This window comes from Telluria sp. LT1R51-2 (assembly GCF_059685775.1).
The window spans coordinates 1059719-1083760 of record NZ_JCASIM010000001.1; the positions used below are offsets into that span (position 1 = coordinate 1059719).

The 24042-nt window shown below is 60.8% G+C and carries 30 protein-coding genes; 17 read left to right on the forward strand and 13 right to left on the reverse strand.

Annotated elements, in window-relative coordinates; all coding sequences use genetic code 11:
• Positions 1 to 182: 182 nt before the first annotated feature.
• Complete coding sequence (locus AC56LH_RS04650; protein ID WP_499644434.1) at positions 183 to 1019, forward strand: branched-chain amino acid aminotransferase; 837 nt, start codon at positions 183 to 185, stop codon at positions 1017 to 1019.
• Between the two features lie 69 nt (positions 1020 to 1088).
• Here AC56LH_RS04650 and AC56LH_RS04655 read toward each other — a convergent pair whose 3' ends face one another.
• The 4 genes from AC56LH_RS04655 to AC56LH_RS04670 all read right to left on the reverse strand — a co-directional run bounded on the left by AC56LH_RS04655 (position 1089) and on the right by AC56LH_RS04670 (position 3207).
• Positions 1089 to 1757 carry a YiaD family glycine zipper/OmpA-like lipoprotein gene (locus tag AC56LH_RS04655; protein WP_482898175.1) on the reverse strand — a complete coding sequence of 223 codons (669 nt, stop codon included), beginning with the start codon at positions 1755 to 1757 and terminating at the stop codon, positions 1089 to 1091.
• Between the two features lie 108 nt (positions 1758 to 1865).
• Positions 1866 to 2012 (reverse strand): lmo0937 family membrane protein, encoded by a 147-nt coding sequence (locus AC56LH_RS04660; RefSeq protein ID WP_005671362.1) that lies wholly within the window; start codon positions 2010 to 2012, stop codon positions 1866 to 1868.
• An 86-nt stretch (positions 2013 to 2098) separates the two neighbouring features.
• Positions 2099 to 2323 (reverse strand): hypothetical protein, encoded by a 225-nt coding sequence (locus tag AC56LH_RS04665; protein ID WP_499644436.1) that lies wholly within the window; start codon positions 2321 to 2323, stop codon positions 2099 to 2101.
• 173 nt (positions 2324 to 2496) lie between these two features.
• Complete coding sequence (locus AC56LH_RS04670) at positions 2497 to 3207, reverse strand: glycine zipper 2TM domain-containing protein (RefSeq protein WP_499644438.1); 711 nt, start codon at positions 3205 to 3207, stop codon at positions 2497 to 2499.
• 186 nt (positions 3208 to 3393) lie between these two features.
• On the opposite strand from AC56LH_RS04670, the gene AC56LH_RS04675 reads away from it, so the two are divergent.
• Positions 3394 to 4122 carry a Crp/Fnr family transcriptional regulator gene (locus tag AC56LH_RS04675; RefSeq protein WP_499644440.1) on the forward strand — a complete coding sequence of 243 codons (729 nt, stop codon included), beginning with the start codon at positions 3394 to 3396 and terminating at the stop codon, positions 4120 to 4122.
• Between the two features lie 101 nt (positions 4123 to 4223).
• On the opposite strand, the gene AC56LH_RS04680 is transcribed toward AC56LH_RS04675, so the two are convergent.
• From AC56LH_RS04680 to AC56LH_RS04690, 3 genes are all read right to left on the reverse strand, one after another.
• Positions 4224 to 4445: a YMGG-like glycine zipper-containing protein gene (locus AC56LH_RS04680; protein ID WP_183550660.1), complete on the reverse strand. Its 222-nt coding sequence runs from the start codon at positions 4443 to 4445 to the stop codon at positions 4224 to 4226.
• 20 nt (positions 4446 to 4465) lie between these two features.
• Entirely contained in the window at positions 4466 to 4792 is a 327-nt protein-coding gene (locus tag AC56LH_RS04685; RefSeq protein WP_499644442.1) for a BON domain-containing protein, read from the reverse strand.
• Positions 4793 to 4910: 118 nt separating this feature from the next.
• The gene (locus tag AC56LH_RS04690) at positions 4911 to 6989 is read right to left on the reverse strand and encodes an AsmA family protein (RefSeq protein WP_499644444.1); all 2079 of its coding nucleotides are present in this window, start codon (positions 6987 to 6989) and stop codon (positions 4911 to 4913) included.
• A gap of 208 nt (positions 6990 to 7197) precedes the next feature.
• On the opposite strand from AC56LH_RS04690, the gene AC56LH_RS04695 reads away from it, so the two are divergent.
• The 8 genes from AC56LH_RS04695 (at position 7198) to AC56LH_RS04730 (ending at position 12814) form a co-directional block, all read left to right on the forward strand.
• Complete coding sequence (locus tag AC56LH_RS04695; RefSeq protein WP_499576950.1) at positions 7198 to 7587, forward strand: DUF4398 domain-containing protein; 390 nt, start codon at positions 7198 to 7200, stop codon at positions 7585 to 7587.
• A 105-nt stretch (positions 7588 to 7692) separates the two neighbouring features.
• The gene (locus AC56LH_RS04700; RefSeq protein ID WP_499644446.1) at positions 7693 to 8616 is read left to right on the forward strand and encodes an OmpA family protein; all 924 of its coding nucleotides are present in this window, start codon (positions 7693 to 7695) and stop codon (positions 8614 to 8616) included.
• A 37-nt stretch (positions 8617 to 8653) separates the two neighbouring features.
• Positions 8654 to 9187, forward strand: a complete 534-nt coding sequence (locus tag AC56LH_RS04705) for a ferritin-like domain-containing protein (RefSeq protein WP_183550672.1) — start codon at positions 8654 to 8656, stop codon at positions 9185 to 9187.
• A 63-nt stretch (positions 9188 to 9250) separates the two neighbouring features.
• Complete coding sequence (locus AC56LH_RS04710; RefSeq protein ID WP_499644448.1) at positions 9251 to 9595, forward strand: ElaB/YgaM/YqjD family protein; 345 nt, start codon at positions 9251 to 9253, stop codon at positions 9593 to 9595.
• A 13-nt stretch (positions 9596 to 9608) separates the two neighbouring features.
• The gene (locus tag AC56LH_RS04715) at positions 9609 to 9995 is read left to right on the forward strand and encodes a phage holin family protein (protein ID WP_482898184.1); all 387 of its coding nucleotides are present in this window, start codon (positions 9609 to 9611) and stop codon (positions 9993 to 9995) included.
• Between the two features lie 23 nt (positions 9996 to 10018).
• Positions 10019 to 10408, forward strand: a complete 390-nt coding sequence (locus tag AC56LH_RS04720) for a hypothetical protein (RefSeq protein ID WP_499644450.1) — start codon at positions 10019 to 10021, stop codon at positions 10406 to 10408.
• Between the two features lie 240 nt (positions 10409 to 10648).
• Positions 10649 to 11617, forward strand: coding sequence for an IS1595 family transposase (locus AC56LH_RS04725; protein WP_499644452.1), 969 nt, complete (start codon positions 10649 to 10651; stop codon positions 11615 to 11617).
• A 54-nt stretch (positions 11618 to 11671) separates the two neighbouring features.
• A complete protein-coding gene (locus AC56LH_RS04730; RefSeq protein WP_499644454.1) occupies positions 11672 to 12814 on the forward strand; it encodes a DUF3616 domain-containing protein in 1143 nt (380 codons plus the stop codon).
• Between the two features lie 22 nt (positions 12815 to 12836).
• Here AC56LH_RS04730 and AC56LH_RS04735 read toward each other — a convergent pair whose 3' ends face one another.
• Positions 12837 to 13184, reverse strand: coding sequence for a hypothetical protein (locus AC56LH_RS04735; protein WP_499644457.1), 348 nt, complete (start codon positions 13182 to 13184; stop codon positions 12837 to 12839).
• A gap of 104 nt (positions 13185 to 13288) precedes the next feature.
• Entirely contained in the window at positions 13289 to 13747 is a 459-nt protein-coding gene (locus AC56LH_RS04740; protein ID WP_499644459.1) for an outer membrane lipoprotein, read from the reverse strand.
• A gap of 249 nt (positions 13748 to 13996) precedes the next feature.
• Between AC56LH_RS04740 and AC56LH_RS04745 the strand changes: the two genes are divergently transcribed.
• From AC56LH_RS04745 to AC56LH_RS04755, 3 genes are all read left to right on the forward strand, one after another.
• Complete coding sequence (locus tag AC56LH_RS04745; RefSeq protein ID WP_499644461.1) at positions 13997 to 14542, forward strand: hypothetical protein; 546 nt, start codon at positions 13997 to 13999, stop codon at positions 14540 to 14542.
• A 78-nt stretch (positions 14543 to 14620) separates the two neighbouring features.
• Positions 14621 to 14935: a BON domain-containing protein gene (locus AC56LH_RS04750; protein WP_183550710.1), complete on the forward strand. Its 315-nt coding sequence runs from the start codon at positions 14621 to 14623 to the stop codon at positions 14933 to 14935.
• A gap of 45 nt (positions 14936 to 14980) precedes the next feature.
• A complete protein-coding gene (locus tag AC56LH_RS04755; RefSeq protein ID WP_499644463.1) occupies positions 14981 to 16237 on the forward strand; it encodes an AI-2E family transporter in 1257 nt (418 codons plus the stop codon).
• 46 nt (positions 16238 to 16283) lie between these two features.
• Here AC56LH_RS04755 and AC56LH_RS04760 read toward each other — a convergent pair whose 3' ends face one another.
• Together AC56LH_RS04760 and AC56LH_RS04765 are read right to left on the reverse strand one after the other, a co-directional pair.
• A complete protein-coding gene (locus tag AC56LH_RS04760) occupies positions 16284 to 17198 on the reverse strand; it encodes a YihY/virulence factor BrkB family protein (RefSeq protein ID WP_499644465.1) in 915 nt (304 codons plus the stop codon).
• A gap of 86 nt (positions 17199 to 17284) precedes the next feature.
• On the reverse strand, positions 17285 to 18313 hold the full coding sequence (locus AC56LH_RS04765; protein WP_499644467.1) for an OmpA family protein: 1029 nt from the start codon (positions 18311 to 18313) through the stop codon (positions 17285 to 17287).
• Positions 18314 to 18837: 524 nt separating this feature from the next.
• On the opposite strand from AC56LH_RS04765, the gene AC56LH_RS04770 reads away from it, so the two are divergent.
• The 4 genes from AC56LH_RS04770 (at position 18838) to AC56LH_RS04785 (ending at position 21966) form a co-directional block, all read left to right on the forward strand.
• Positions 18838 to 19446, forward strand: coding sequence for a winged helix-turn-helix domain-containing protein (locus AC56LH_RS04770; RefSeq protein WP_499644469.1), 609 nt, complete (start codon positions 18838 to 18840; stop codon positions 19444 to 19446).
• A 214-nt stretch (positions 19447 to 19660) separates the two neighbouring features.
• Complete coding sequence (locus AC56LH_RS04775; protein WP_499644471.1) at positions 19661 to 20407, forward strand: glutathione peroxidase; 747 nt, start codon at positions 19661 to 19663, stop codon at positions 20405 to 20407.
• Positions 20408 to 20409: 2 nt separating this feature from the next.
• Positions 20410 to 21297 carry a M90 family metallopeptidase gene (locus AC56LH_RS04780; protein ID WP_499648393.1) on the forward strand — a complete coding sequence of 296 codons (888 nt, stop codon included), beginning with the start codon at positions 20410 to 20412 and terminating at the stop codon, positions 21295 to 21297.
• Positions 21298 to 21411: 114 nt separating this feature from the next.
• Positions 21412 to 21966, forward strand: coding sequence for a hypothetical protein (locus AC56LH_RS04785; RefSeq protein WP_499644473.1), 555 nt, complete (start codon positions 21412 to 21414; stop codon positions 21964 to 21966).
• A gap of 270 nt (positions 21967 to 22236) precedes the next feature.
• Here AC56LH_RS04785 and AC56LH_RS04790 read toward each other — a convergent pair whose 3' ends face one another.
• Together AC56LH_RS04790 and AC56LH_RS04795 are read right to left on the reverse strand one after the other, a co-directional pair.
• Positions 22237 to 22902 carry a hypothetical protein gene (locus AC56LH_RS04790; RefSeq protein WP_499644475.1) on the reverse strand — a complete coding sequence of 222 codons (666 nt, stop codon included), beginning with the start codon at positions 22900 to 22902 and terminating at the stop codon, positions 22237 to 22239.
• An 11-nt stretch (positions 22903 to 22913) separates the two neighbouring features.
• Positions 22914 to 23765, reverse strand: coding sequence for a hypothetical protein (locus AC56LH_RS04795; protein ID WP_499644477.1), 852 nt, complete (start codon positions 23763 to 23765; stop codon positions 22914 to 22916).
• Positions 23766 to 24042: the final 277 nt, after the last annotated feature.

Consider the following 24042-nt stretch of genomic DNA (forward strand, 5'->3'; position numbering starts at 1 on the left):
ACAGAAAAACGTCAGTGTACGCGAGGACCCGCGCCCATATGGTGTGGCAACGAACAGTAACCTCGTGGAAGTATCCCGCGGCAAGGTTCAGTGCCCCCATCCCGGCGCTGGCGACTGGACGCGGGCCGGACAGTCCCGCTACACTGGCCCCGATCTGCAATGTCCCAGTCATCAAGGAAACCATGTACCTCACCTATTTCAATGGCCAATGGGCCGAAGGCAATGTGCCGCTGTACGGCGCGATGGACCACAGCCTGTGGCTCGGCTCGTCCGTGTTCGATGGCGCGCGCTCGCTGGCCGGCAAGCTGCCTGACCTGCGACCGCACCTCGAGCGCGTCATCAGCTCGGCCGAGAAGCTGGGCCTGGCGTGTCCGTTGAGCGTGGACGAGATGGAAGCGCTGGTGCGCGAAGGCGTGGCGAAATTTGCGCCGGATGCCGAACTGTACGTGCGCCCGCTCGTGTTCGGCACGGAAGGCTTTCTGATTCCGGTGGCCGAAAAGAGCCAGTTCGCACTGACGCTGTTCGATGCACCGCTGCCGCCATTCGCCGGCTTTTCGGCTGGCCTGTCGACGATGCGTCGTCCGCAGCCGAGCATGGCGCCGACCGACGCCAAGGCATCGGCACTGTATGCCAATTCGACGCGCGCCATGCGCGAAGTGAAGGCGCGCGGTTTCGAGCAGGCGATCATGCTCGATGGCGAAGGCCACGTCGCCGAGTTTGCAGCCTCGAATTTGTTTTTGGTTACTGCGGACGGCAAGGTGGTCACGCCAAAGTTGAACGGCACCTTCCTGGCCGGGATCACCCGGGCGCGCGTGATGGCGCTGCTGGCTGGCGTGGGTATTGATGTCGAAGAACGCACGGTCGATGAGGCCGAACTGCGCACGGCGCGCGAGATCTTCAGCACCGGTAACTATGGCAAGGTCACGCCATGCACGCGCTATGAAGACCATGTGCTGGAAGCCGGGCCGGTGGCGCAGCAGGCACGTGAGCTGTACCTGGCGTTCACCCAGGCCGCGTAAGCGGATCTGACGTCCCAATACAAAAGGCCGGCAAATGCCGGCCTTTTGTATTACTGGCGAACGTGGCGATTAGCCGCGTGCTGGTTCTGCGACATAGATCTCGACGCGGCGGTTGCGCGCCTTGCCGGCGTTGTCGTTGTTCGATGCGATTGGCTCGCGCGAACCACGGCCTTCGATGGTGATGCGGTTCGGGTTCACACCGCGGCCGGCCAGGTAGTCGCGGGTGCGCGATGCGCGGTCGACCGACAGTGGCTGGTTGATGCTGTCGCTGCCGGTGCTGTCGGTGTGGCCGATGATCACGACATTGGTGTTCGGGTTTTCTTGCAGGGTCGAAGCGAAGCGCTGCAGCACTGGCTGGAAGTTGCCCTTGATGTCCGAGCGGCCCGTGTCGAACGAGATGTCACTTGGGATTTCCAGCTTCAGACGGTTGTCCGAGGTCTGGGTCACTTGCACGCCGGTGCCCTGGGTCGCTTGCTCCATGGCTTGTTTTTGCTGTTCCATGCGCTTGGACCAGATATTGCCGATCACGGCGCCGGCTGCTGCGCCAATGGCTGCGCCGCCTGCCACACGACCGCCGCCACCACCGCTGGTCGTGCCGCCGATCAGGCCGCCCAGGCCCGCGCCAATGCCGGCGCCGGTTGCGGTACCGCGCTGGGTGCCGGTCATGTCTGCGCAACCGGTTGCCGTCATGACGACGAGGGCAACTGCTGCGGTGGTTTTGATGAAGTTTTTGTTCATGGTGGAACTCCTTAAAAGTAAGAAATCCGTTTCGCTGTCACGCCAGAAATGGGCGCGACAGCGAAACGGATTGGATTTTACGACAAGCAGAGACTTGTCATAAAGATTCTATATACCGCGACCGCTGATCAGGCGAACCAGGATCATGATGACGGCGACGACGAGCAGAATGTGGATGAAGCCGCCGATGGTGTACGACGTGACCAAGCCAAGCAGCCAGAGGATAACGAGGACAACAGCAATTGTGTACAGCATGATGAATCTCCTAGAAGGGGTGCGCCCGTTGCGCTGTGAGACCAGTATGTTGTTTCCTGAGAGCGACTACCGTACGATGGCGTACATTAAACGCAACTTTTTTGTTTTTGCAGGCCGGGAATCCAGCCCATCATCCCGATCAGCCCGGTAAAGCCGATCAAGCAGCTCAGCAGGCCACCAGCAATCAGGAACACCACGTCATGGGCCTGTACCAGGCCCTGCGCGACAGGCGCCGGCCCGGCCGAGAGCAGGCCGAACAGAGTCAGTACGATTCCCCAAATGATGATACCGATCCAGGTCAAGGTATTCATGCGTGTCTCCCTGATTGATGCTGTATCGCCAATCGATTCAGCATGGGAACAATTGTCGCCTTAGCTCATCAATAATTCCGTGCGATGGCACACATTGCAATTAGGAAAAAATTTGACCGGGACGCTTGCGCGCTCCCGGTCATCTGTGTCGTTACAAAAAAGCTGATTTCTGGTTATGCCACCGAGCGCAGACGGCCCTTGACGATGCGCACGCGGTCGCCGTTGCCCCATTGCGGCTGGCTGGTCTGGCGGAAGGTGCGCAGCGTGCCGTCATCGAGGCGAACCCGGATCTCGTAGCTGGTCGTGGCCTTCACATTGCCCTCGACCTGGTTGCCGACGACGGCGCCACCGATGGCGCCGGCCGCAGTGGCCAGTGTCTTGCCATTGCCGCCACCGATCTGGTTGCCCAGCAGACCGCCCAGGACGGCGCCGCCTGCTGCGCCCAGACCGCTGCCTTCGGCGCGCTGCTTGATCGCCCGGACCGATTCGACGTTGCCGCAGTTTTCACACCAGTTGCTCTTCGCGGCCAACTGCGTTGGCTGGGTTTCCTTGATTTGCGTCACAGGTGCTGCTTGTTGCACTGGCGCTGGCGCAGGGGCTGGCGCGTACGCTTGTGCAGGGGCCTGTGCCGGCGCCGGTGCAGGATAAGCGCCTTGCGGTGCAGCCGCGTAATTCTGTGACGGCGCCCCTTGCGGCAACGTCGATGCCAGTGCCAGGCGATCCGCTTCGGTCAGCTGACGGTTGGCAGTGCCGCCCACCGATGAAGGCAGCCAGCCCATGATGGCGGCAGTACCGACCAGCGAGAACAGCACAACAGCGGCCGCTGCCAGCAGCAGCAGCGGGTGAGTGCGATTCCTCACAGGCATGTTTAGAGGGGTTGTCATCTTTTGTTCCTTTCGTATAGGCATTAAGCCGGATGTTCAATGATTGTCCTCAGGAACAACTAAAGCTTCCGTGCGTCACCGTACATACCTGCACACCTTGTACCGTTAGTCTCCATCACATTGCTTGTAAATGTAACTGGTCGTGGCGGTCCCGGCTGGCGCCACGCACCGATCTGTGAGGAAATAATGAATTCTGCCGTCCACCCGCCTGTCTGCGAGCCCAACAGTAACTTGTTGCTCGCAGCACTTCCCCCGCAAGACCTTGCTCAGATGCTGCCGCAGCTCGACGAGGTCAGGGTGGAAGCTGGCCAGGTCCTGTGCGAAGCGGGTGATCCCATTCTTCACATCTATTTTCCGCACGATTGTCTGGTGTCGCTGCTGGGTGTGGCCGAAGGGCGCATGACGCTCGAGGTTGGTCAGGTCGGGCGTGAAGGCATGCTTGGCGCCACCACGGCCCTGGGTCACGACACAACGCAAGTGCGCGCCGTCGTGCAGCGGGCGGGAAGCGCCAGCCGGATGGACGGCGGGCGTTTTCGCCTCGAAGTCTCGCGCAATCCGGCCCTGCAGCGTGTGCTGTACCGTTACACCGACTCGCTGCTGGCGCAGGCGATCCAGATTGCCGTCTGCAGTCGCTTCCACGTGCTCGAGGCACGTCTGGCACGTTCGCTGCTCATCACGCGTGACCGCCTGCAATCGGACAAATTTCATCTGACCCACGAATTCCTGGCGCACGCGCTGGGAGTGCGCCGGGTCGGGGTGACCAAGGCGGCCAGCGCGCTGCAGCAGCAGGGCTTGATCAACTACAGCCGGGGCAATATCGAGATCCTCGATCCTGAGCGCCTGGCGGCAGCCGCCTGCACCTGCTACCAGATCGTCCGCGAAGCCGGGGCTGCGCCAGCCACCGATACCGTCTGAGCCAGCGGCGCTGGAGCGCATCGCCCAATACAAAACGCCCGGCAAGCCGGGCGTTTTGTATTGGCTGTCATGTCACTGGCAAGTGTGCCAGTGAACAGTGATCAGTTGGTGGTCTTGACTTGATTGCCGACCACGCCGCCGACAGCTGCGCCGCCAACGGTGCCGACTGCGCTGCCGCCGGTCAGGACGCCACCGATCACTGCACCGGCGCCAGCGCCGACTGCCGTGTTACGGTCTTGCTTCGACATGTTCGAGCAGCCGACCATACCGAATGCGGCGGTCGCCAGGGTTGCCGTCACTACCAGGTTTTTGATGAGTTTCATGATGTTTTCCTTTGATGGGGTTATTTCAGGCGCAGGTCATTTCTGACCGATTTCACGCCGTTGACGGTTCGCGCGACCGAGGCCGCTGCGGCGACGCTGTCGGCAGAGGATACAAATCCACGCAGCCGGACAATGCCTTGATACGTATTGACATCCAGATCGGACACCTTCAGGTCCGGATCACGCCGGAGGGCGCTGTGCACTTCGGCCGTGATGACATCGTCCTGGACAGCTTCGATCTTGCCGAAGCCGGGTAATCCGGACGTACATCCCATCAGTGTCCCACCAGCCAGTGCGACCAGTAAAACCGGGATGCTGCCAAAACGTCTGATGCTCGATCCGTTCATGCGGGTGCGTCTTTTCTCGATGACTTGGACCGATCATAGTGAGGATTGCCAAATTGATCTGTTCGGCAACACACAAAGCCCGTGCCAGGTTGTTACAGGTTGTATCCACGAGGCTATTTCAACGGCTCTGGCGCCGGCCCGGTGGCGGCGCACTGGGTGCTTGCCGTGCCTGGGCCAGCAGGCGCGCGCAATCGCTGTCTTCACCCGGGCCTGTATTGATCAGCGGAAGAAGGGCAGCCAACGGGGCAGCCACGACGGCCAGTGCGGCTGCGCCACCTGCCTTCATTGCCAGCACGCCCTTGTCGATCGCCACGTCCGGCTTGCTGAACGAGCCACGCACATACAGTGGCGCGCGCAGCGAGAAGATGCGCAGCGCCTTCGTTTCGGGCCGGATGCGCAGTTCCATCTGCTCGCCCGCCAGGTTGATGGCGCCATCGACGGTGATGATGGCTTCTTCGGTGTCGACGATGAAGCTGCGCGTGCGCGCAACCCCGTCATTGACGGCAAAGTCGGCGGCCACGCAATTGAGGTCGACCTGCTTGTCGCCAAACAGCTTGGTCACGACGATGTTGGCCACGTTCAAGCCCGCCATTTCGAGCAGCATCTTGCTGACCGTGCCTTCGCTGACGAGCGCCTTGAGTTCGCCATTCGATTTGGCGAGCAGCGACGCAACCGAATTGCCGGTGGCCGACAGCTTCGCGTCGGCGTTGATCTGGCCAGCGGTCGCCTGCATCTGCTCGATTTTCGGGAACAGTTGCTTGATGCCGATCTTGCGCGCCCGCACGTCGGCGACCGCCTGGATGGCATTCTTGCCGCTGCGCCCGCTGCCATCGAGGCGGATGGTCGAGCGCACGGTGCCACCGGCCATGCCGAATTCAAGCGGGTCGAGCCTCAGCACGCCATTGTCCATCTTGACGTGGCTGCTGAGCTTACTGATGGGCAGAGCCTTGTCGCGCACAATATTGTCGGCGGCAAAGCGTACGTCGGCATCGAGCGCTGTCCAGCGTTCGGTGTGGAATTCTTCCACCGGCAACACCTTGCCGCCTGGCTGCTTGACCTCGACGCCGCGCGCCGCCTTGCTGGCATTCGAATCGGCGCCGACCAGGGGCGCCAGATCGGCGAACACGAGCTGGCGTGAACGCACATTGCCCGACAGGACAGGGCGTGCGCCACCGGTGGCATACGCAAGGCGCCCGCCGATATCGCTGGCGCCGACCTTGCCGGCAAAACCGTCGTATACCCAGCGGCTGGCGCCGTTGCCAAGCTGGCCGGTCAGGCGGCCAGCCGTGGAAAACGCCGGTGTTTCCGGCAGCAGAATGCCGGTGAAATTGTACAAACGGGCCATGCTGGCGCCCGCCAGTTCGAGTTGTACGTCCAGCGCGGCAAGCTGCGCCGGATTGGTGACGGTGCCTTCGATGGCGATCCGGGTCTTGCCCGACCTGAACTCACCCTGGATCGGGTAGGGCGTGGTCTCGTTCTTCAGCGAAAACACCGAGCCGAGTTTGCCACCGCCGCCAACCCTGGCGCCGTTGTAGCTGCCATCGAGCGTGAAGGCCACGCCATACACCGGGTCGCGCTCCAGCGTGCGCACCCGGGCCGTGACGTCGGCCTTCGTGACCGCATCCTTGAGGTGGAGCACGCCGTCAGTCAGCACGACGCGTTCGAGGTCGAGATTCCAGCGCGATGGCTGCTCGTTGCGCTTGAACGTCCAGTTATTGGTCGTTGCATTGGTACGCAGCAGCTCGACCCGCGGCGCGTCGAAGCGCAGCAGCGGAATGCCGATCCGCTGGTCCAGCAGTGCCAGCGGGTCGAGCGAGAACGAGAACTGGCCCACGCTGACCATGTCGCCGGCCGCCATGCCGGCCGGGTTGCCGATGGTGGTATTGCGTGCGACCAGATACGGCCACGGAATGTGATCGCGCCACGTGCGCTCGGCGGGTGCCATCCGCGCGGCGGGACGCTCCCATGAGACAGTCAGGTCGCCACCGATGGCGAACGGGCGGTCGATGGCGTCGCTGACCTTGTCGTTGATCCACGGCCGTGCGCGGTTCCAGTCGAAGGTGAGGATCACGATGACGGCAATGACGGGCAGCGCGATCATGACGGCGAGGACCCACAGGGCAATCCGTTTCTTCTTGTTGCGGCGTGGTCCCTGCGGGCGCTGCGCCGCCGGTGGTATTGGCATTGGCTCGGCCATGATCATCCTTTGTCGGTAGTCGGTAGTCGGTGCGGCGAGGGTACCCTATGAGGAACCGTGACAGCGTGCGATGCTGCACCCAGTGTCGGCAATGAGCCGCGTATGTGCTGCGGGTACGCGGCGCTGCAGGCAATGTGCGTCACCGAACTGAGCGCATCCGATAACAGGTTTATAACGTTATCTACACCACTTCCCAGGAGAAAATGTGATGAATAAACATCAATCGATGACCGGGTTTGCCCGCCTTGGCTGCGTTGCCGCTCTGCTGGCATTGACGGCCTGCGCAAGTCCTGACAAGGCGCCTGCAACGGCGGACGTGGCAGTCTCGCGCAACGCCATCGAGAACGCAGTGTCGGCAGGTGCAGCTGACCTGGCCCCAGCTGAAATTACAGCGGCACGCGAAAAAATGGGCCGTGCCAACCAGGCACTGGCCGCGCGTGACTACAAGATGGCACGCGAACTGGCGGTGCAGGCCCAGGCCGACGCCAAGCTGGCCCAGAGCAAGGCTGTGTCGAGCAAGGCAACGGCGGCTTCAACCCAGCTGAATGACGATCTGCGCGTGCTGCGTGAAGAAGTCGATCGCGCCAACACCAAGTAAGGCAACTGAGCTAACTGAGTCATTTGAGTCATTGCACTGTTTCCTGTCCCCGGACAGGAGTTCGCGCCGACGATCCGGCGCTTGGAAAATAAAAGGAATAACAACATGAAAAACCGCAAATCCGCCGTATCGATCCTGGCCGCCGCCGTGCTGGCGGCAGCCTGCGCCAGCGCGCCGATGACCACGCCAACGCTCGACCAGGCGCGTGCCGACTTCGTCAGCGCGAACAATAATTCGCAAATCTCCACCTACGCACCACTCGAATTCAAGCAGGCCAGCGAGGCACTCGACCAGGCCAACCAGGCTGCGGCCCGCCGCGAAAGCCTGAGCGACATCGACCGCCTGGCCTACGTGGCCAAGCAGCGCATCGCCACGGCGCAGGAAGTCGCCAAGGGCAAGGCTGCCGAAGCGAATATCGCCGATGCAACGCGTCAGCGCGACATGGTGCGCCTCGATGCGCGCACCGCCGAAGCCGATCGCGCCAAGCGCGACGCTGAAGCGGCGCAGGCTGCTGCTCAGCAGGCACAAGGCCAGGCACAGCAAGCCCAGATGCAGGCACAGGCAGCACAGGCTGAAACCGCCGCCATGGCCGAACGCACCGCCAAGCTCGAAGCACTGCTGGTCGATCTGCAAGCGGTGAAAACCGAGCGTGGTTTCGTGGTCACGATCGGCGATGTCCTGTTTGCTACCGATCAAGCCGTATTGAACCCGAATGGCATGTCGACCTTGCGCAAGCTGGCCGATGTGATGGCCCAGAACCCGAATCGCACCGTGCTGATCGAAGGCTTTACCGACAGCACCGGCAGCGAGAGCCACAACCAGCAACTGTCCGAACGCCGCGCCGCCGCTGTCGCGACCGCGCTGGCCGGCCAGGGCGTGCCGCGTGAACGTATCGCCATGCGCGCATACGGCGAAGCATTCCCTGTTGCATCGAACGACAGCGCAGCAAGCCGTCAGCAGAATCGTCGCGTCGAAATCGTTCTGTCGAACGAAGGCGCAGCCATTCCGCCACGCGCAGCAGCGCGTTGAACATATTTTTGAATTGACTCTGAATTAAGGAACGACAATGGAACAAACCAACAACCTCGGCCACGGCTTTGATGTCTCCGCAATCCGCAAGGCAGCCGCCAACCTCGATGACGGCGCCGTCACCGAGGGCTACCAGGCCGACCGTGAAGCGGTCATCGCCATGCTGAACGATGCACTGGCCACCGAACTGCTGTGCGTGATGCGCTACAAGCGTCATTACTACACGGTCAGCGGCCCGGGCACCGGCCAGATCAAGGCCGAGTTCCTCGAGCACGCGCAGCAGGAGCAGGAACACGCTGACCGCATCGCGGAACGCATTGTGCAACTGAACGGTTCGCCGGACTTCAACCCGGCCACGTTCGCTGCGCGCAGCCACGCCGAATACGATGCGTCGGAGAACGCGCAGGACATGGTCCGCGCCGATCTGATCGCCGAACGTGTGGCGATCGAATCGTATCGCCAGATGATCGTGGCGATCGGCGACAAGGATCCGACCACCCGCAACATGCTGGTGGAAATCATGGCTGTTGAAGAAGAGCACGCCGACGACATGCGCGACCTGATGGCCTGAGCTTGACCGTGACCCGCCTCGTGCGGGTCAGTTTCATTGATTGATTAGTGACAGGAGTAGAACATGCTAGACACTTCCCGCAACAGCCACGGCAGCATGCACCCGATCAGCGGCAGCACCTATGCCACCCAGTCCGACATGAAAGCACTGGTGCGCGATGCGCAATCCATGCTCACCGCTGCGGCGTCGCTCACCGGTGAAAAAGCCGAAGAGCTGCGCGAGCGCGGCATGGCAATGCTTGATAGCGTGCTGGGCGGTGCCAGCCTGATGCCCACGCAGGCCGTGGTCAAGGGCAAGGAGCTGGTGCATACCGCTGATGATTATGTGAAACATAATCCATGGCGTATCGTGGCAGCAGCGGCAGGTGTCGGTGTGCTCATCGGCCTGCTGATCAGCCGCAAACAATAAGGCTGGAGGCTACGTGGATAAACAAGAAGCAAACGTGCAGAACCCCGGGGTGTTTGCCGGCATTTCCAGTCTCTTCAAGAGTCTGTTCGGCCTGGCGGTCTCGCGCGTGGAACTCGCTGCGCTTGAGCTGGCCGAGATCCGCAACCATGTCATCGAGCTGGTGGCGATTTTTGCCGTCGCCGTGCTGGCAGTCTGGTTTGCCATTGCTTTCGGTGCCATGACAATCGTGGCGCTGGCATGGGAATCGATGGGCTGGACCATCCTGTTGATCATGTTCGCGGTGTTCACGCTGATCACGGCCATCCTGGTGGCCAAGGGCATGGCGCTGATCAAGCAGAACAAGCTGGGATTCCCGGCCACGATGAAAGAACTGAAAAACGACCGCGAGATGTTGCTGTGAGCGGCGTATCCAAGGAAGCCAACATGCACAAACACGACGAGACGACCGGGTTGGCCGGTCATCAACACAGCCTGGACCCGGCGGTGCGCAAGAAGGAACTCCTGCGTGAAGGCGAGTTCTTCCGCGCCGGCGTGGCCCATGCCAAGGCCAGTATCCAGCACGGCATCAAGCCGGAAGTGATGATGCGTACGGCCTTCGATCACACCACGGTAGCTCTGCGCACCAAGGCCGATGCGCTGCTCAAGCCGACCGGCGCGAATGTGGCGATGCTGATGCCGTATGCGATGAATGCGCTGAACTTCGTGCGCGAGCGTCGTCTTGGCAAGCCGGTCGCCGGCGCTGCAGTGGCGGCGGGTGTTCTGGGCTGGTACTTCAATCGCAAGCGTGCGCGCAAGGCAGCAAAAGAAGCCTGAGCGGCCTGGCTGGTGGTGAACCTTGGCCAGGCGTAACAAATGACGCCACAGTGCAGTGCGCTGTAGCGGCTATGGTGGGGCTTGAACGGCGTCCAATCGCAAATTGGACGCCGTCTTTTTTTGTCCTGTATTGGCGGCGTCACCGATCGGGTAGGCGCAGTCAACGTTAAATAGAGACTAGTTTTGAACTGACGAGCACTCCGATGGTCCAACCCCTGTCCCCAGCGTCAGGAGTCGATCATGAAAGCGCCACGTTTCAAGGACTGGTTCGCAAAACTGCCTTCGCTGAACGGGCCGCAGCGCTGGCAAGTACGCGACGCCCTGCATCCGGCAGCCGGGCTCGATCAGGTGGTTTCTCTCATCAGTGAGGTCAGAGCGCCAGGCCGCTGCTGCCCCAGATGCGGCAACGAGCAATGCTACCGGCACGGGTTCGCCAATGACTTGCAGCGCTTCCGCTGCTGTGCCTGCGGTCGCACCTTCAATGACCTGACCGGCACGCCACTGGCGCGGCTCAGGCTCAAGGCCAAATGGCTCGCGTATTCGCAGGTGCTGCTCGATTCACTTCCCGTACGCAAGGCAGCAAATCGAGTGGGGGTCCATCGCAACACGGCCTTTCGCTGGCGCCACCGCTTCCTGCATTGGGTCAAGCTCGACCGACCTGCAGCGCTCAACGGCATCGTCGAGGCTGACGAAACATTTCTGCTCGAGTCACAAAAAGGTTCGCGCAGGCTCGATCGGCCACCGCGCCGCCGTGGCGGGCGCGATGCCAAACGGGGCATTTCCAGCGAACTGGACTGTATCCTGGTCGCGCGTGACCGCGAGGGACGCACCATTGATGCCGTGACCGGCCGCGGGGCGCTCAGGGTTGCGCAACTCGAGCGTGACTTGCTGCCCAGGCTGAATCGGCAGGCGCTGCTGGTCAGCGACAGCCATGCCGCCTACCGCGCCTTTGCACGCAAGCACAGGATCGCGCATGAGACGGTCAATTTGCGTGCCCGAGTGCGTGTGAGACGACTGGGCAATCTTGCCATCCACGTCCAGAACGTGAACGCCTACCACCAGCGTTTCAAGAGCTGGCTACAGCGCTTTCGTGGTGTAGCGTCGCGCTACCTGCCCAATTATCTGGGCTGGCGCTGGGCGCTGGATGGCGAGCGGATTATTTTTCCAAAACAATTGCTTAGTATTGCTATCAGCGTCATCAACAGATAACGCTGACTGCGCCATCGGGTATGCTGGATGTACATCATTTACCACGAGATACACATGCATCCCTCGAATATCGTTCTGCTCGAATTCCATCCGGAACGCGATGACCTGAGTCCCGACAAGGAGCTGCGCAACGGCCTGTCCGTGGCGCTGCGCATGGGCAAAACGCTATGGCTCGCGAACGATGAGTCGGTCAGCATCGAGCGTCTGACACTGGTAGAGGAAGACAGCCGCGGCCAAAGCAGCTTTGCGCGCGAGCATCGCCAGTTCGCGCTACACGATTTCTTCGATTTGCCGCTGCCGGCGTTTGACGTCGAGAAGGAACGTATTAACGAAGCCGATGTCGAAGGCCTGGCCTGCGATGGCAAATACATGTGGGTGACCGGTTCGCACAGCCTGCGCCGCAAGAAACCCGACCCGGATGACGGCAACAAGCGCACGCACAAGCGCCTGGCCACGGTCAGCGCCGATGGTAACCGTTACCTGCTGGGTCGCATCCCGATGGGCGAGCAGGATGGGATGCCCACGCTGGTCAAGGAGATCGAACACAAGGGCAAGCGCCGCACCGCCGCCATGCTGCGTGGCGACGCGCATGGCAACGAACTCACGGCGCAGCTCAGGCTCGATGAACACATCGGCCCGTTCCTGGCCATTCCCGGCAAGGACAACGGTTTTGATATCGAGGGCATCGCGCTGGCGGGCAAGCGTGTCCTGCTTGGCCTGCGCGGGCCGGTGCTGCGGGGCTGGGCCACCATCATCGAAATGGCCCCGGTCGATGACGAGAATCCCGGTTCCCTGCGTCTGGCACCACTCGATGCCGATGGCAACCTGTACCGCAAGCACTTTCTTGATTTGGGCGGGCTGGGCATTCGCGACCTGTGCAAGCAGGGCCGGGACTTATTGATCCTGGCCGGACCGACGATGGATCTCGATGGACCCGTGACGTTGTTCAGGTGGGCTGGCGGTGCCGAACCGGACGGCGAAACGGTCGTGTCTGGCACGGTGCTGGAGCACGTGATGAATCTGCCGTTCGGGCAGGGCGTCGATCATCCGGAAGGCATTGCGCTGTTTGCCAGCCGCGACGGGACTGACGAAGGTTTGCTGGTGGTACACGACTCGGCATCGCCGAGCCGGCAAATTGGCGAGAGCACGCTGGTCGCGGATGTGTATCCGCTACCGTCACGCAAGAAAAAGCGCTGAACCGGCAGCGTGCGCCAAGCCGCTACGCGGATGGTGTTTTGGCCGGCGATGCCGAATCGCGCTGGAACGTTGCGCGTGCTTCAGCCACGCAGGCCTTCCGTTCGGCGACGGGCCGCTGGCGGCAGGCGTTCTGCGCTTCCTGCAGTGCCGCGCGCAGTTCCTTGCGCAGCGTCTGTTGCTCTGGGTCGTCACGGTACCAGCGTCCCGGATCGCCCTTGGCGATTTCCTGGGCTTGCTGGCGGGCAGCAGCCTGACTGACATTGGCGTCACCGCCGGTGGGCTGGATGGGTTGCGCGATAGCGCTCAGGCAGGCAAGCGAAGTTGCCAGAGCCAGCAGGGTAGTGCTGGCGGTGCGGATGACATGTCCCATGGGGTTCTCCGGAGGCGGTGCAGCAGACAGGAACAAGCTGGTCGAGGAGACGGGGCGCTACCCCATCAGGTCAACCGGCCGGGCGATGCGGCCGGGTAGCCGGATCAGTAGCGGTAGACGCGGCCGTCGACGATGCGCACGCGGTTGCCCACGCGCAGATCGTAGACGCTGTCCTGCATGACGGCGCGGTATTCGCCGTTGTCCATGCGCACATTGATCTGGTATTGCTCAGGACCCGGCGCGTTGCGGTTCTTTTCAACGCTGTTACCCAGTGCGGCACCTGCAACGCCGGCGGCCACGGTGGCTGCCGTGCGACCGCCGCCGCTACCAATCTGGTTGCCGGCCAATGCACCGACCACACCGCCAAGGATCGCGCCGGCGCCGCTGGTACGGTTTTCAGCCTGCGCCACCTGGATCGAATCGATCACGCCATAGCCGGCCGATGCACTGTTGCTGGCATTGTTGTAGCCCCCGCCGAACGGCTGGGAGCTGTTGGTGGCGCAGCCTGTGAGCAGGGCGCCAGTGGCCAGTACGATGGCGATAAGTTTACGGTTTGCATTCATGTTGTTCTCCTGACAAATGGTATGGTTCAGAATAATCATGCTGTCGCCAGAGGTCTGTGCGTTGCCACACTTACTCTGTTTTACAGCAAGAGGCCGCCGCTCGGCCAGTTGCCGATGAATAAGGCAGGCAATCTGGATGGTTTGTGTGAGAAGCACCAGCACTCTGCGTATTATGTTCGCCAGCGAACAGAGCGAGCGTGCTGCGCATGTAAAGATAGCGCCAGTGTTGACAAATGGTGAACAAAAATAATGAAAATTTCGCACGTGACGTTCCTGATTGCTGTTGCCATGGCCTGGACCCTTCCAGCCCTGGCGCAACAAGCAGGACAGGATGCGAAGGCCAGTTATCAATACGCAATGGACACTGCTGAAGCTGCCTATGATGCTGCCAAGAGCCAGTGTGATGCCATGGCGGGTGTGCCGCACGATATCTGCGTGGCCATTGCCCGCGCCGCGCGCATCCGGATCGAAGAAGAGGCGACGGCGGCCCACAAGAACACGCTGGCGGCTTATACCCAGGCGCGCATCGCGACCGCGTTCCACGAGCGCGACAAGACGCGCTGCGAAACGCTGGTGGGTAACGAGCGCGACGTGTGCCTGGCCCAGGCCAAGGCAACACTGGTCACGCTCCAGGCTGATGCCCGGGCCGATCGCAAGGCGATCGAGGCCCGGCTGGACGCCAATGATGCCAAGATCGAAGCTGAATACCGCGTCGCACTGCAGAAGTGCGATGCCTTCGCCGGCGCTGTCAAGGATGGATGCGTGAGCACCGCCCGGACGGCGTACGGCAAATAAACCTGCGGGCCGGCTTGCCGGCGCCGCGCAATCCGCCCGCAAGGGTAAGTTTTAACATGATCATTATTAGGAGCCATCATGAAAATCGCTAAAAGCATCATTTCCGCTGCCATCTTCGCTACCGTCGCCATCACCGCTGTCGGTTGCTCGTCGACCAACAAGCAAGCCAGCACCGGCGAATACGTCGACGACGCAGTGATCACCACCAAGGTCAAGGCTGCCCTGATCAACGACCCTAACGTGAAAGCACGTGAAGTCAACGTCGAAACCTTCAAGGGCGACGTTCAGCTGTCGGGCTTTGTTGCTGATGCACGCGATGCACAGCGCGCTGTCGAGATCGCACGTGGCGTCAAAGGCGTGACCGCTGTTAAGAACGACATCCGCGTGAAATAATAGTCGGATCGCCGGGGCGGCCCGGTCACTTGTTCAGGCACACATATGCAGCTAGCTCAATCTGATCCGGCCATGCCGGCAACCCCGCCTGATACTGCCGCCCCGGGGGCTTTGCCCCCCAGCAGCAACGGTGACGCCCTCCATCCCGAGGTGCGTTCCACCGGCGACGAGCTCGCGCTCCACATCGGTGGTCTGCGCGTTCCATTGCATGTCAACGCCCGCGGTCTCTCGCTTGGCGTCCTGGCTACCATCGCATTCGTCTTCGCGCTCCAATGGGCGCAAAAATTCTTCGTGCCGCTCCTGCTCGGCATTCTGATCGCTTACACCCTCAATCCTGTCGTACGCTGGCTCGAGCGCTGGCATATCCGCCGCATCGTCGGCGCCACACTGGTCACGGTCGTGATCGTGGGCGCGATGGCTGGCACCGTGTACCGGCTGCAGGGCGAATTCTTCAACATCATCGATGATCTCCCGACGCTGACGTCGAAGGTCACGCGCATCCTGTCCAATACGACCGGGCAGCGCTCGACACTGCAGCAGATGCAGGCAGCGGCCGCTGAAATCGAACGCGCCGCCAGCAATGTCGGCTCGGATGCGCGCCGCGTCACCCAGCAAAAGCGTCAGAACGCAGGTTATGCGTCGGGCAGCTCGCCGATTCGCGTGATGGACTGGGTACTGGCCGGCTCGATGAGCCTGGCCGCGTTCATGTCGCAGGCCACGATGGTGATCTTTCTCGTGTTCTTCCTGCTCCTGGCAGGGGACACCTTCAAGCGCAAGCTGGTCAAACTGACAGGCCCTTCGCTCTCGCGCAAGAAGGTCACGGTCCATATTCTGGACGACATCAATACCTCGATCCAGAGCTACATGTTCATGCTGCTGGTGACCAATGTCCTCTTGGCACTGCTGATGTGGGGCACATTGCGCGCGATTGGCCTGGAAAACGCTGGCGCCTGGGCGGCATTTGCCGGCGTCGCGCACCTGATGCCGTATTTCGGGCCGCTCGTGATCACCGTTGCGACCGGCATGGCGGCGTTCCTGCAATTTGAAACGGTGGGCATGGTGACGCTCGTTGCCGGCGCTTCGCTCGGCATCGCCACGCTGGTCGGCATGGTCGTCGCAACCTGGATGACTGGCAAGATCGCGCGCATGAATCCGGCCGCAGTGTTCGTCAGTCTGCTGTTCTGGGGCTGGCTGTGGGGCGTCTGGGGCTTGTTGCTGGGCGTGCCGCTCGTGATGGTGCTCAAGGTCGTGGCCGAGCGCGTCGAGGGGATGGAAGTGGTGTCGGAATTGCTGGGAGAGTAATCAGCGGTCAAGGTCGGCAGCCAGGCTGCCGACCGGTTGATACGGCTTATTCCTCTGCAGGTTTCGGGTCTACGCCCGTCACCGACTTCGGCTTGTTGCGCAAACTACCCATCTGCAACGCATACTGGCGCGCAAACTCTGCGCCCAGGAAAAAGATCTGCGCCGAGTAATACACCCACAGCAGCAAGGCGATCAGCGAGCCGGCGGCGCCGAAGCTGTCGGTGGTGCCGCTGTTGCCGATGTACAGGCCAATGCCGAACTTACCCAGCGTGAACATCGCCGCCGTGCCAAGCGCACCGATGGCCACGTCTTTCCACGACAGTTTCACGCGCGGCAGCAGCTTGTAGATCACGCCGAACAGCGTGGCGATGACGAGAAAACCAAGTCCCGACGCGATCCAGCCCATGACGATCGCGGCTTCCTGCCACATACCGCTGATAAATTTCTCAGCCACCGTGGTAGCGGCGCTGATTACCAGCGACACCATCAGCAGAAAACCCAGCACCAGGATCACACCAAACGACAGGAGGCGGGTGCGGATCAGGTTCCATATGCCGCCATTCGGTGGCGCCGGCAGGTTCCAGATTTCGTCCAGGCTGTCCTTGAGTTCTGAAAACACCGTCGTCGCGCCGACGATCAGCAGCAATGTGGCCACGATTGTGGCAAACATGCCTGTTTCCTTGTTTTGCGCACCGGCCAGGATGGCCTGGATGGTGTCAGCGCCCTGGGCACCGACGAGGCCGCGCAACTCATTAAGCAACTGCCCTTGAGCTGCTTCTGCACCGTAGAAAAAGCCCGCGACGGCAATCACGAGCACCAGGATCGGCGCCAGCGAAAACAGCGTATAGAACGCCAGGGCTGCGCCTTTGCTGGATGCCCGGTGATCGATCCAGTCCATGACTGCAGCGCGCAGCACCTTGTAAATCTGGTGCGTGTACGGGAACCATTTATTCACTGCCATAACCGCTTCTCCAAAAGAAAAGGGGGCCGAAGCCCCCTCGATCTCGCATTGTCACCGCCGGGATGCGGCAGTGACAGCTTCAGGTATTAACGCTGGACTGGGACTTCAACCGTGATCTGGTCGACTTCGACGCGACGGTTAGGTTCCAGGCAAGCGATCAGCTGAGCGCGGCCTTTCTGGTTGCACTCAACGACTGGGTTGGCTTCACCCTTGCCGACAGCGCGCAGACGGCTACCATCGATGCCCTTGCCGATCAGGTATTCACGCACGGCCATGGCTCGACGCTCCGACAGCTTCTGGTTGTACGTTTCCGAACCCAGACGGTCGGTGTAACCGGTGATTTCGACGTTGGTGACGCTGGTGTCAGCTTGCAGGGCAGCAGCGATTTCGTCCAGCTTAGGTGCTGGGGTGATCACGACAGCCTTGTCGAAAGCGAACATCTTGGTCGCTTCGAGGGTGACTTTCTGGAAGCGTGGTGCTGGTGGTGGTGGCGGTGCGACTGGCTCAGGTGCTGGAGCTGGTGCTTCGACCACTGGTGCCGGTGCTGGCATTGGTGCTGCTGGTGGCGGGTTGAACGCGTAGTTCACGCCGACGGTCAGCATTTTGTTGTTGCTGCGCTTGAAGCCGAACAGTTCGTCATCACGCAGGAAGCCACGCACGGTGCGCAGGTCAGCTTGCAGCGACCATTGCGGGGTCAGGCTTGCCTGGAAACCGATACCAACGGTAGCGTACGGCGAGTTTTTCTCGACGTTGCGCAGTGGGTTGTTGACCTTGTCGCGCTCAACGCCCAGACCGAACAGGACGAATGGACGGAAACGCTCACGGCTCAGCATCAGCAGAGCGTCCGCGCCCAGCAGGGTCTGGCGGTATTCGCTACGACCCTGTTCGAAACGGGTCTGGCTGGCGCCGACCTGGATGTCCCAGTTCTGATGGACCGCCTTACCGAACTTCAGGCCGCCACCCGTGTCGCGGTCGTCAACGCCGAAGTCTGCATCTGGCTTAACGTGGTTCACGCTAGGCTGGATGTACCACGATGGGTTGATCTCTTGAGCGAGGGTGGCGCCGGATGCGCACAGCAGTGCTGCAGCCAGGGCGATTTTCTTGGTGTTGTTCACAGGTAACTCCCGTTGGTTAAAATTGATGACAAAGCATGCGTCAGCAGCTAAGTTGGATAAAGCTTAACAGTGCTGGTTCAGAATCCTCGGTGCGCTACCGCACCTAATGGAAAAACGCTGTGCGATTTTACAACAGTGGTCAATTTCGCACATTTCTAAGGTGAAACGAAGTGTAACGACGCTGTCATGTAATGCATGAGAGGGGGCCGCACCGGAGAATGTCACATCGTCGTCATGCAGGTATAGTGCTGTTTGTGCAGATGACATGATGTCATATCGTCGTCATGTCGTAGAGAGTTTACAAGATTACAAAAAGTTCCACTAGTGGCGCAAAACCACGGTTTTGGTGCTTCGCACCATAGTGCTTTCAGGAATCTTGTCGAATGTTGGATGGCGCACAGACCATGGTGTCTGATGCAGGCAATCTTGAGGCTAGTTAAGCGGAACCGAGATGTTGTCAGGGTGTCACACGACACACAGCGACCCGGACCACACAGTCTCACTCTCTATTGGAGCTAATCAATATGCATGCAACGACACAGCACAACGCGGCTCACAGCGAAACCGGCGCAGTGCACACTTCCGGCAATTCGGCGCTGATCGAACGCGTCCCACCACAGCCAACTGAACGTGCACCGATTTCCCTGGCACCGATCGAACGCGTGCGTTCGACGTCCGCCACCCAGCGCCGCATTGAAAACATGCAAAAGCTGATCAATGAACTGTCGAGCCACGAGATGCTCGCCGATGAAATTGCCTGGTTCCTCAAGTTTTCGCCGTCCGGCGCGCGCAAGTATATCCGCGACCTGCGTGAAGCCGGCGTGATCGAACTGGCCCGCTATATCGAAGGCACCGCTACTTATCTGGGCAAGGCCGTGTACCAGATTTCGCCGGATCCGGACCGCGTCAAGGCGTTCCTGGCAGCGATCTGCCAGCCAAAGCGCGAAGGCGTCGCCCCACGCAAGGAGCGTCCGGGTCTGCGTGAGCAGAACATGGCTGGCAGCGGTCGTCACTTCCATATCCTGGCCGATGACACCCACTACGCTATTCGCGTCAATCGCAGCCCTGTGGCACGTGATCCACTCGTTGCGGCACTGTTCGGCCCACCACCAGGCCAACCTGCAGTCAAGTAAGGCGCTCCACATGCGCCCCCGTGGCTGATGCGGTCGAGACCCGCAATGGCCACGGTCTGACGAACGCTGTCGTCCTTTGCCGCGCATCTTGCGCGGTTTTGTTTTTTGCGCGCCATCTTTTGCACACCATGTGTTGAAAACAAGTCAATAGTCCTCATCTGCCTGCCATCTCGCCGTGCTTGCGCGGTGCACAATCAACCAGACAGGAGTATCGATGTTACCGAGTGCCGAATCGCTGGAAGGCAAACCCGTACCGAAGGTGACGTTCAAGGCGCGCCCCGATGATCAGTGGCGCGACGTGACGTCCGACGAATTGTTCAAGGGCCGCACGGTGGTGGTGTTCTCGCTGCCCGGTGCCTTCACCCCGACCTGTTCCTCGACCCATCTGCCGCGGTATAACGAGCTTGCACCAGTGCTGCGTTCGCACGGCGTCGATGAGGTGCTGTGTATTTCGGTCAATGACGCCTTCGTCATGAACCAGTGGAAAGCAGGGCAGGACGCCGGCAATATCACCGTCATTCCGGATGGTAATGGCGACTTCACCACTGGTATGGGCATGCTGGTCGACAAGCGCGACCTCGGCTTCGGCGCCCGTTCGTGGCGCTATTCCATGCTGGTGCGCGACGGTGTGATCGACAAGATTTTCATCGAGGCAGACAAGGAAGGTGATCCATTCGAGGTGTCCGACGCCGACACCATGCTCGGCTACGTGGCCCCGAAGGCCCAGGTGCCCGAGCCGGTGGTGATGTTTTCGCGGCCGGGCTGTCCGCACTGCGCGCGCGCCCGGGAGGCGTTGCGTGAGCACGACATCCAGTTCACCGACATTTCCGAAGACCAGACCATCAATTCGATTGTGCTGCGTGGCATCACGGGCAGCATGACCTGGCCGCAAGTCTTTGTGGGCGGCAAATTGATCGGCGGCGCCGACGACGTACAAGCCTGGCTCGCCAACCGGACTTGATGATGGAAGCGCTTGTTGTCGGGTTGCTGGGCGTCGCCATCCTGGCCGCCTGGCTGCTGCCCAAGTGGCGCTTGCACCGTGCGGTAGCGCGCCCGCTGCCGCCCGAACACGTCGCCATCCTGGCACGCAATGTCATGCAATACAACGGAATGGACGATCTGCAACGGCAACGGCTGGCGCGTATGGTTCAGCATTTCCTGCATCACAAGAAATTTGTCGGTTGTGCTGGGCTGGAAATAACCGACACGATGCGCGTGACGATTGCCGGGCAAGCGTGTTTGCTGCTGCTGGGGCGTATCGGCGACAGCGCGAAGCCGGTCAGCTATCCCACACTCGAGATGGTGTTAGTGTATCCGGGTGCCTTCCTGGCGCCACGCAAGCAGGTCGACGCGTCCGGCGTGGTGACCGAAGAGCGGCAGGATCTGCTGGGAGAATCGTGGGGCGATGGACGCGTGATCCTGTCATGGGACCATGTGCGGCGCGATGATACCGTCGACGTGCCTGGACACAATGTCGTCCTGCACGAGTTTGCACATCAGCTCGATAGCGAGTCGGGGACCACGAACGGTGCCCCTTACCTGGGCAGCAGCGAGCGTTACCGCCGTTGGTCCGAGGTGCTGTCACGCGATTATGCAAATTTGCGACATGAGGCCATGTGGGGCACGCAGGGTGTGCTTGACCATTACGGCGCTACCAATCCAGCCGAATTCTTTGCGGTTGCCACTGAAAGCTTCTTCGAGCAACCGCATCAGCTTGCCGCGCGCCATCCAGCCCTGTACGACGAATTCCTCAAGTATTACAAGATCGATCCGCGTCAATGGCAGGCAAGTACGCCCGTACCGGTCGAGGAACCACCGCAGTATGGCGTGGTCTATGGACAGTGGCGCTGACGGGTATGGAGTGCTGCTTGCCATCTTCCGGCTGCGACAGGGTGCGTGCGGCGCCGTACAGATGGGCAACTGCAGCGGGCGCATGCTGCTAGCTCTATCCAGGAGAACTTGCCCATGTCTATGATCATCGCAGGACGTTTCGAGCTTCAGGACGATGTCGACCGTGCGCGCAGCGCTCTGGTCGAGGCCGGCTTTGACGCCGATCGCATCAGTGGCTTTTATCTGAGCCAGCCAGGCCAGCACGACATCACCCCCATCGGTGGCGATCATCTGCAATCGCCGGGTGCGAAAGATACACCCGAGGGCGTTGTCCAGGGCGTTGCGACTGGCGGCGCGGTGGGCGTGGCCATCGGTGCGGCAACCTCACCCGTCACCGGGCCGATCGGCCCGATCGTCGGCGGGCTGGTAGGCGGCCATATCGGTTCGCTCTTCAGCTTTTCAAAGATGAAAGACCGGGGTGAGGCCGAAGAGGGCGGGGAGAATTCGGTGCCACCGCGCACAGCCGGCATGCTGGTTGCCGTCGCTTTCACTGATCCCGCGCAGGAAGTCCGGGCCGTCGAACTGCTGCGCCAGCTCGGGGCGCATCATCTTGAGCGCGCGCAAGGCAATATCGTCGCGGGCGACTGGGCTGATTTTGATCCGTCGAGCCGGCCGGACGTCATTGTCTGAGTGACTGCGGGCAGGGTCGGCGTCTTTTCGGCGCGTCGTGTTCGTCTGCGATCGATTGCCCACGGTTGAGTTCCTCGCTTCTGGTTCTGCTGCTGTGCTGACCTGCCATGCGACAGGTGCTGCTACGCGGACGTGTGGCGTGTCCAGGCCAGTCGGCAGAAGTTGCCGGCATCGCGGCGGATCAATTGTTCTTTGACATCGCATGTGTCATGCGTACGGCGATCGCGCTCATCGGCCGGCAAGCTATCTGTTCATTCAATTGCGCAGTATTCAGGTCTTGGCCTGGGGCGCCGGCTTGAGCGCCTTCATTGCGGTGTGATGAAGCTTGATGCTCTCCAGTGCTGCTTCCACCTGCGATAGCCGGCCGGTGACAATGCCGCCGACGAGTGACAGAATCTCGCCAACGAGTCCGGTGGTTTCAGCGATGACGCCGATGTGCCGGATTTGTTCTGCAGCCGCCGCTGTCAACGCCATCAAGTGTCGTTGTGGTTGATCGAGACCATGAATGACGTAGGTAGTTGCCTCGGCGTACAGTGCTTGCGCACGCTGACGCAGCAAAAGTTCATCGTCCATCAATGTATGCATGACGGCCTTCTGGCTATCCGGCATGATTCGATCCTGGTAGCAGGCAATCTCTTCCAAGATACGCTCGTGCAATTGATCCGCGATATGGACCACGCTGTCAGCCAGCTCGACCACATGCTCCATGGTCGACAGCGCATTGATGCGCGCTGCATTGGCGACATCAGGCGCGGGCATGGCAGGTGAATGTGAGGCGCCATGTGTCCCGGCCGTGGTTGCCGTCGCAGCCCGCTCCGCATCGGCTGCTTGCGTTGGCGCCGTAGCCCCCGCTCGCAGACGCGGTGTCATCAACGGTAGCGTCGGGCTTGGCTCGCTGTTTGCTTGCCTGGGCTTGCTATCGGAAGGTGTGGACATGATGTTTCCCTTTAATCGTCGCTGAGAGCATTGCGGATCAAATGCAAGTCGCGAACATAGCCCGCCAGCATGCTCCGCGTTTCCGCGCTGCCGAGATGGTCCATGTTCTCGCGCATTTTCTGGTGGCCAAGCGCCACCTTGGTCAAGCCCTGCTGAGCCAGCTTGTAGCGGCGGTCGATCAGCTTGTATTCAGCCGTCTTGTTCTGCAGATGCACCTTGGCCAGCATCACCAGCATGCGATCGGCATTACGGTTGGCCATCGGAATTTCTGCATTGAAGCTGCCCAGCACGGTTTTCTGTTCGTTCTCGTTGGCTTTTTCATAAATGCGGGTGAGAACAATCATGGCCTCAATCAGCGCTTGTACGTCAGCATCTCCATCACGCACCATCGTGTCGACGTGCTGATTCTGGTAATGGGACGTAATCACCCGCGTCAGCAGGCGCGTCATCCCGGCATAGGCAGCCACATGGCGCTGCGTCAGCCCGGAATCGGTCATGGCGCCGATCCCATGGCCCAACTCGTCGACGCGCCCGGATAAATCGTATCTCGCATCTCCTGCGAGCAAACCCAGCGTCTGCATATACAGGACAAGCGTCTTCTGGATCGCCACAAAATCATCGAACACCGCCTGTCGCCTGGCATCGGTATCGCGTGCGACGCGTTCGGCCTGTGGCGACAAATACGGCAGTTCCCGCTGATAGGTATCCCGATACCGCCGCGACAACTCCGCATAACCGCCCAGCTTGGCCGACGTATCCGCAAATTCCCGGACTTCCACCAGGCTGACCGTGCCTGGCGAAGCACATCCTGCCAATACCAACCCAAGCACGACCCCAACCCGCAACATCACCCTGTGCTCCATACCACCTCCTCACCACGCCCCTGGAAGTCCCATTCTTCCCACCCCGTGCTGATCCCCATTTGTTATTCATCAACACCAAGTCATTCCCCCATCCCAATAAACAATGAGGGTCAGAGTCGAATTGTTTGATAACTTTTTAAGTTGTCATTCAATTCGACTCTGACCCTATTTAATGCGTAATTGACTTTCAGGAACCCTGCGAGAGCAAAAGCTTCTGTTCAATTCTTCTGGGGATCATGCTCGATAATTCGACTCTGACCCTAATTAAATCAGGCGC

Excerpts from the sequence above, each read along its gene's own strand:
- AC56LH_RS04695 (WP_499576950.1), top strand. The coding sequence starts at position 7,198 with ATGAATAAACATCAATCGATGACCGGGTTTGCCCGCCTTGGCTGCGTT.
- AC56LH_RS04770 (WP_499644469.1), top strand. The coding sequence starts at position 18,838 with ATGCATGCAACGACACAGCACAACGCGGCTCACAGCGAAACCGGCGCA.
- AC56LH_RS04720 (WP_499644450.1), top strand. The coding sequence starts at position 10,019 with ATGCACAAACACGACGAGACGACCGGGTTGGCCGGTCATCAACACAGC.
- AC56LH_RS04670 (WP_499644438.1), bottom strand. The coding sequence starts at position 3,207 with ATGACAACCCCTCTAAACATGCCTGTGAGGAATCGCACTCACCCGCTG.
- AC56LH_RS04795 (WP_499644477.1), bottom strand. The coding sequence starts at position 23,765 with ATGGAGCACAGGGTGATGTTGCGGGTTGGGGTCGTGCTTGGGTTGGTA.
- AC56LH_RS04685 (WP_499644442.1), bottom strand. The coding sequence starts at position 4,792 with ATGAACGGATCGAGCATCAGACGTTTTGGCAGCATCCCGGTTTTACTG.
- AC56LH_RS04660 (WP_005671362.1), bottom strand. The coding sequence starts at position 2,012 with ATGCTGTACACAATTGCTGTTGTCCTCGTTATCCTCTGGCTGCTTGGC.
- AC56LH_RS04740 (WP_499644459.1), bottom strand. The coding sequence starts at position 13,747 with ATGAATGCAAACCGTAAACTTATCGCCATCGTACTGGCCACTGGCGCC.
- AC56LH_RS04725 (WP_499644452.1), top strand. The coding sequence starts at position 10,649 with ATGAAAGCGCCACGTTTCAAGGACTGGTTCGCAAAACTGCCTTCGCTG.
- AC56LH_RS04760 (WP_499644465.1), bottom strand. The coding sequence starts at position 17,198 with ATGGCAGTGAATAAATGGTTCCCGTACACGCACCAGATTTACAAGGTG.
- AC56LH_RS04730 (WP_499644454.1), top strand. The coding sequence starts at position 11,672 with ATGCATCCCTCGAATATCGTTCTGCTCGAATTCCATCCGGAACGCGAT.
- AC56LH_RS04650 (WP_499644434.1), top strand. The coding sequence starts at position 183 with ATGTACCTCACCTATTTCAATGGCCAATGGGCCGAAGGCAATGTGCCG.
- AC56LH_RS04655 (WP_482898175.1), bottom strand. The coding sequence starts at position 1,757 with ATGAACAAAAACTTCATCAAAACCACCGCAGCAGTTGCCCTCGTCGTC.
- AC56LH_RS04775 (WP_499644471.1), top strand. The coding sequence starts at position 19,661 with ATGTTACCGAGTGCCGAATCGCTGGAAGGCAAACCCGTACCGAAGGTG.
- AC56LH_RS04675 (WP_499644440.1), top strand. The coding sequence starts at position 3,394 with ATGAATTCTGCCGTCCACCCGCCTGTCTGCGAGCCCAACAGTAACTTG.
- AC56LH_RS04665 (WP_499644436.1), bottom strand. The coding sequence starts at position 2,323 with ATGAATACCTTGACCTGGATCGGTATCATCATTTGGGGAATCGTACTG.
- AC56LH_RS04785 (WP_499644473.1), top strand. The coding sequence starts at position 21,412 with ATGTCTATGATCATCGCAGGACGTTTCGAGCTTCAGGACGATGTCGAC.
- AC56LH_RS04790 (WP_499644475.1), bottom strand. The coding sequence starts at position 22,902 with ATGTCCACACCTTCCGATAGCAAGCCCAGGCAAGCAAACAGCGAGCCA.
- AC56LH_RS04750 (WP_183550710.1), top strand. The coding sequence starts at position 14,621 with ATGAAAATCGCTAAAAGCATCATTTCCGCTGCCATCTTCGCTACCGTC.
- AC56LH_RS04690 (WP_499644444.1), bottom strand. The coding sequence starts at position 6,989 with ATGGCCGAGCCAATGCCAATACCACCGGCGGCGCAGCGCCCGCAGGGA.
- AC56LH_RS04745 (WP_499644461.1), top strand. The coding sequence starts at position 13,997 with ATGAAAATTTCGCACGTGACGTTCCTGATTGCTGTTGCCATGGCCTGG.
- AC56LH_RS04705 (WP_183550672.1), top strand. The coding sequence starts at position 8,654 with ATGGAACAAACCAACAACCTCGGCCACGGCTTTGATGTCTCCGCAATC.
- AC56LH_RS04700 (WP_499644446.1), top strand. The coding sequence starts at position 7,693 with ATGAAAAACCGCAAATCCGCCGTATCGATCCTGGCCGCCGCCGTGCTG.
- AC56LH_RS04780 (WP_499648393.1), top strand. The coding sequence starts at position 20,410 with ATGGAAGCGCTTGTTGTCGGGTTGCTGGGCGTCGCCATCCTGGCCGCC.
- AC56LH_RS04735 (WP_499644457.1), bottom strand. The coding sequence starts at position 13,184 with ATGGGACATGTCATCCGCACCGCCAGCACTACCCTGCTGGCTCTGGCA.
- AC56LH_RS04755 (WP_499644463.1), top strand. The coding sequence starts at position 14,981 with ATGCAGCTAGCTCAATCTGATCCGGCCATGCCGGCAACCCCGCCTGAT.
- AC56LH_RS04710 (WP_499644448.1), top strand. The coding sequence starts at position 9,251 with ATGCTAGACACTTCCCGCAACAGCCACGGCAGCATGCACCCGATCAGC.
- AC56LH_RS04680 (WP_183550660.1), bottom strand. The coding sequence starts at position 4,445 with ATGAAACTCATCAAAAACCTGGTAGTGACGGCAACCCTGGCGACCGCC.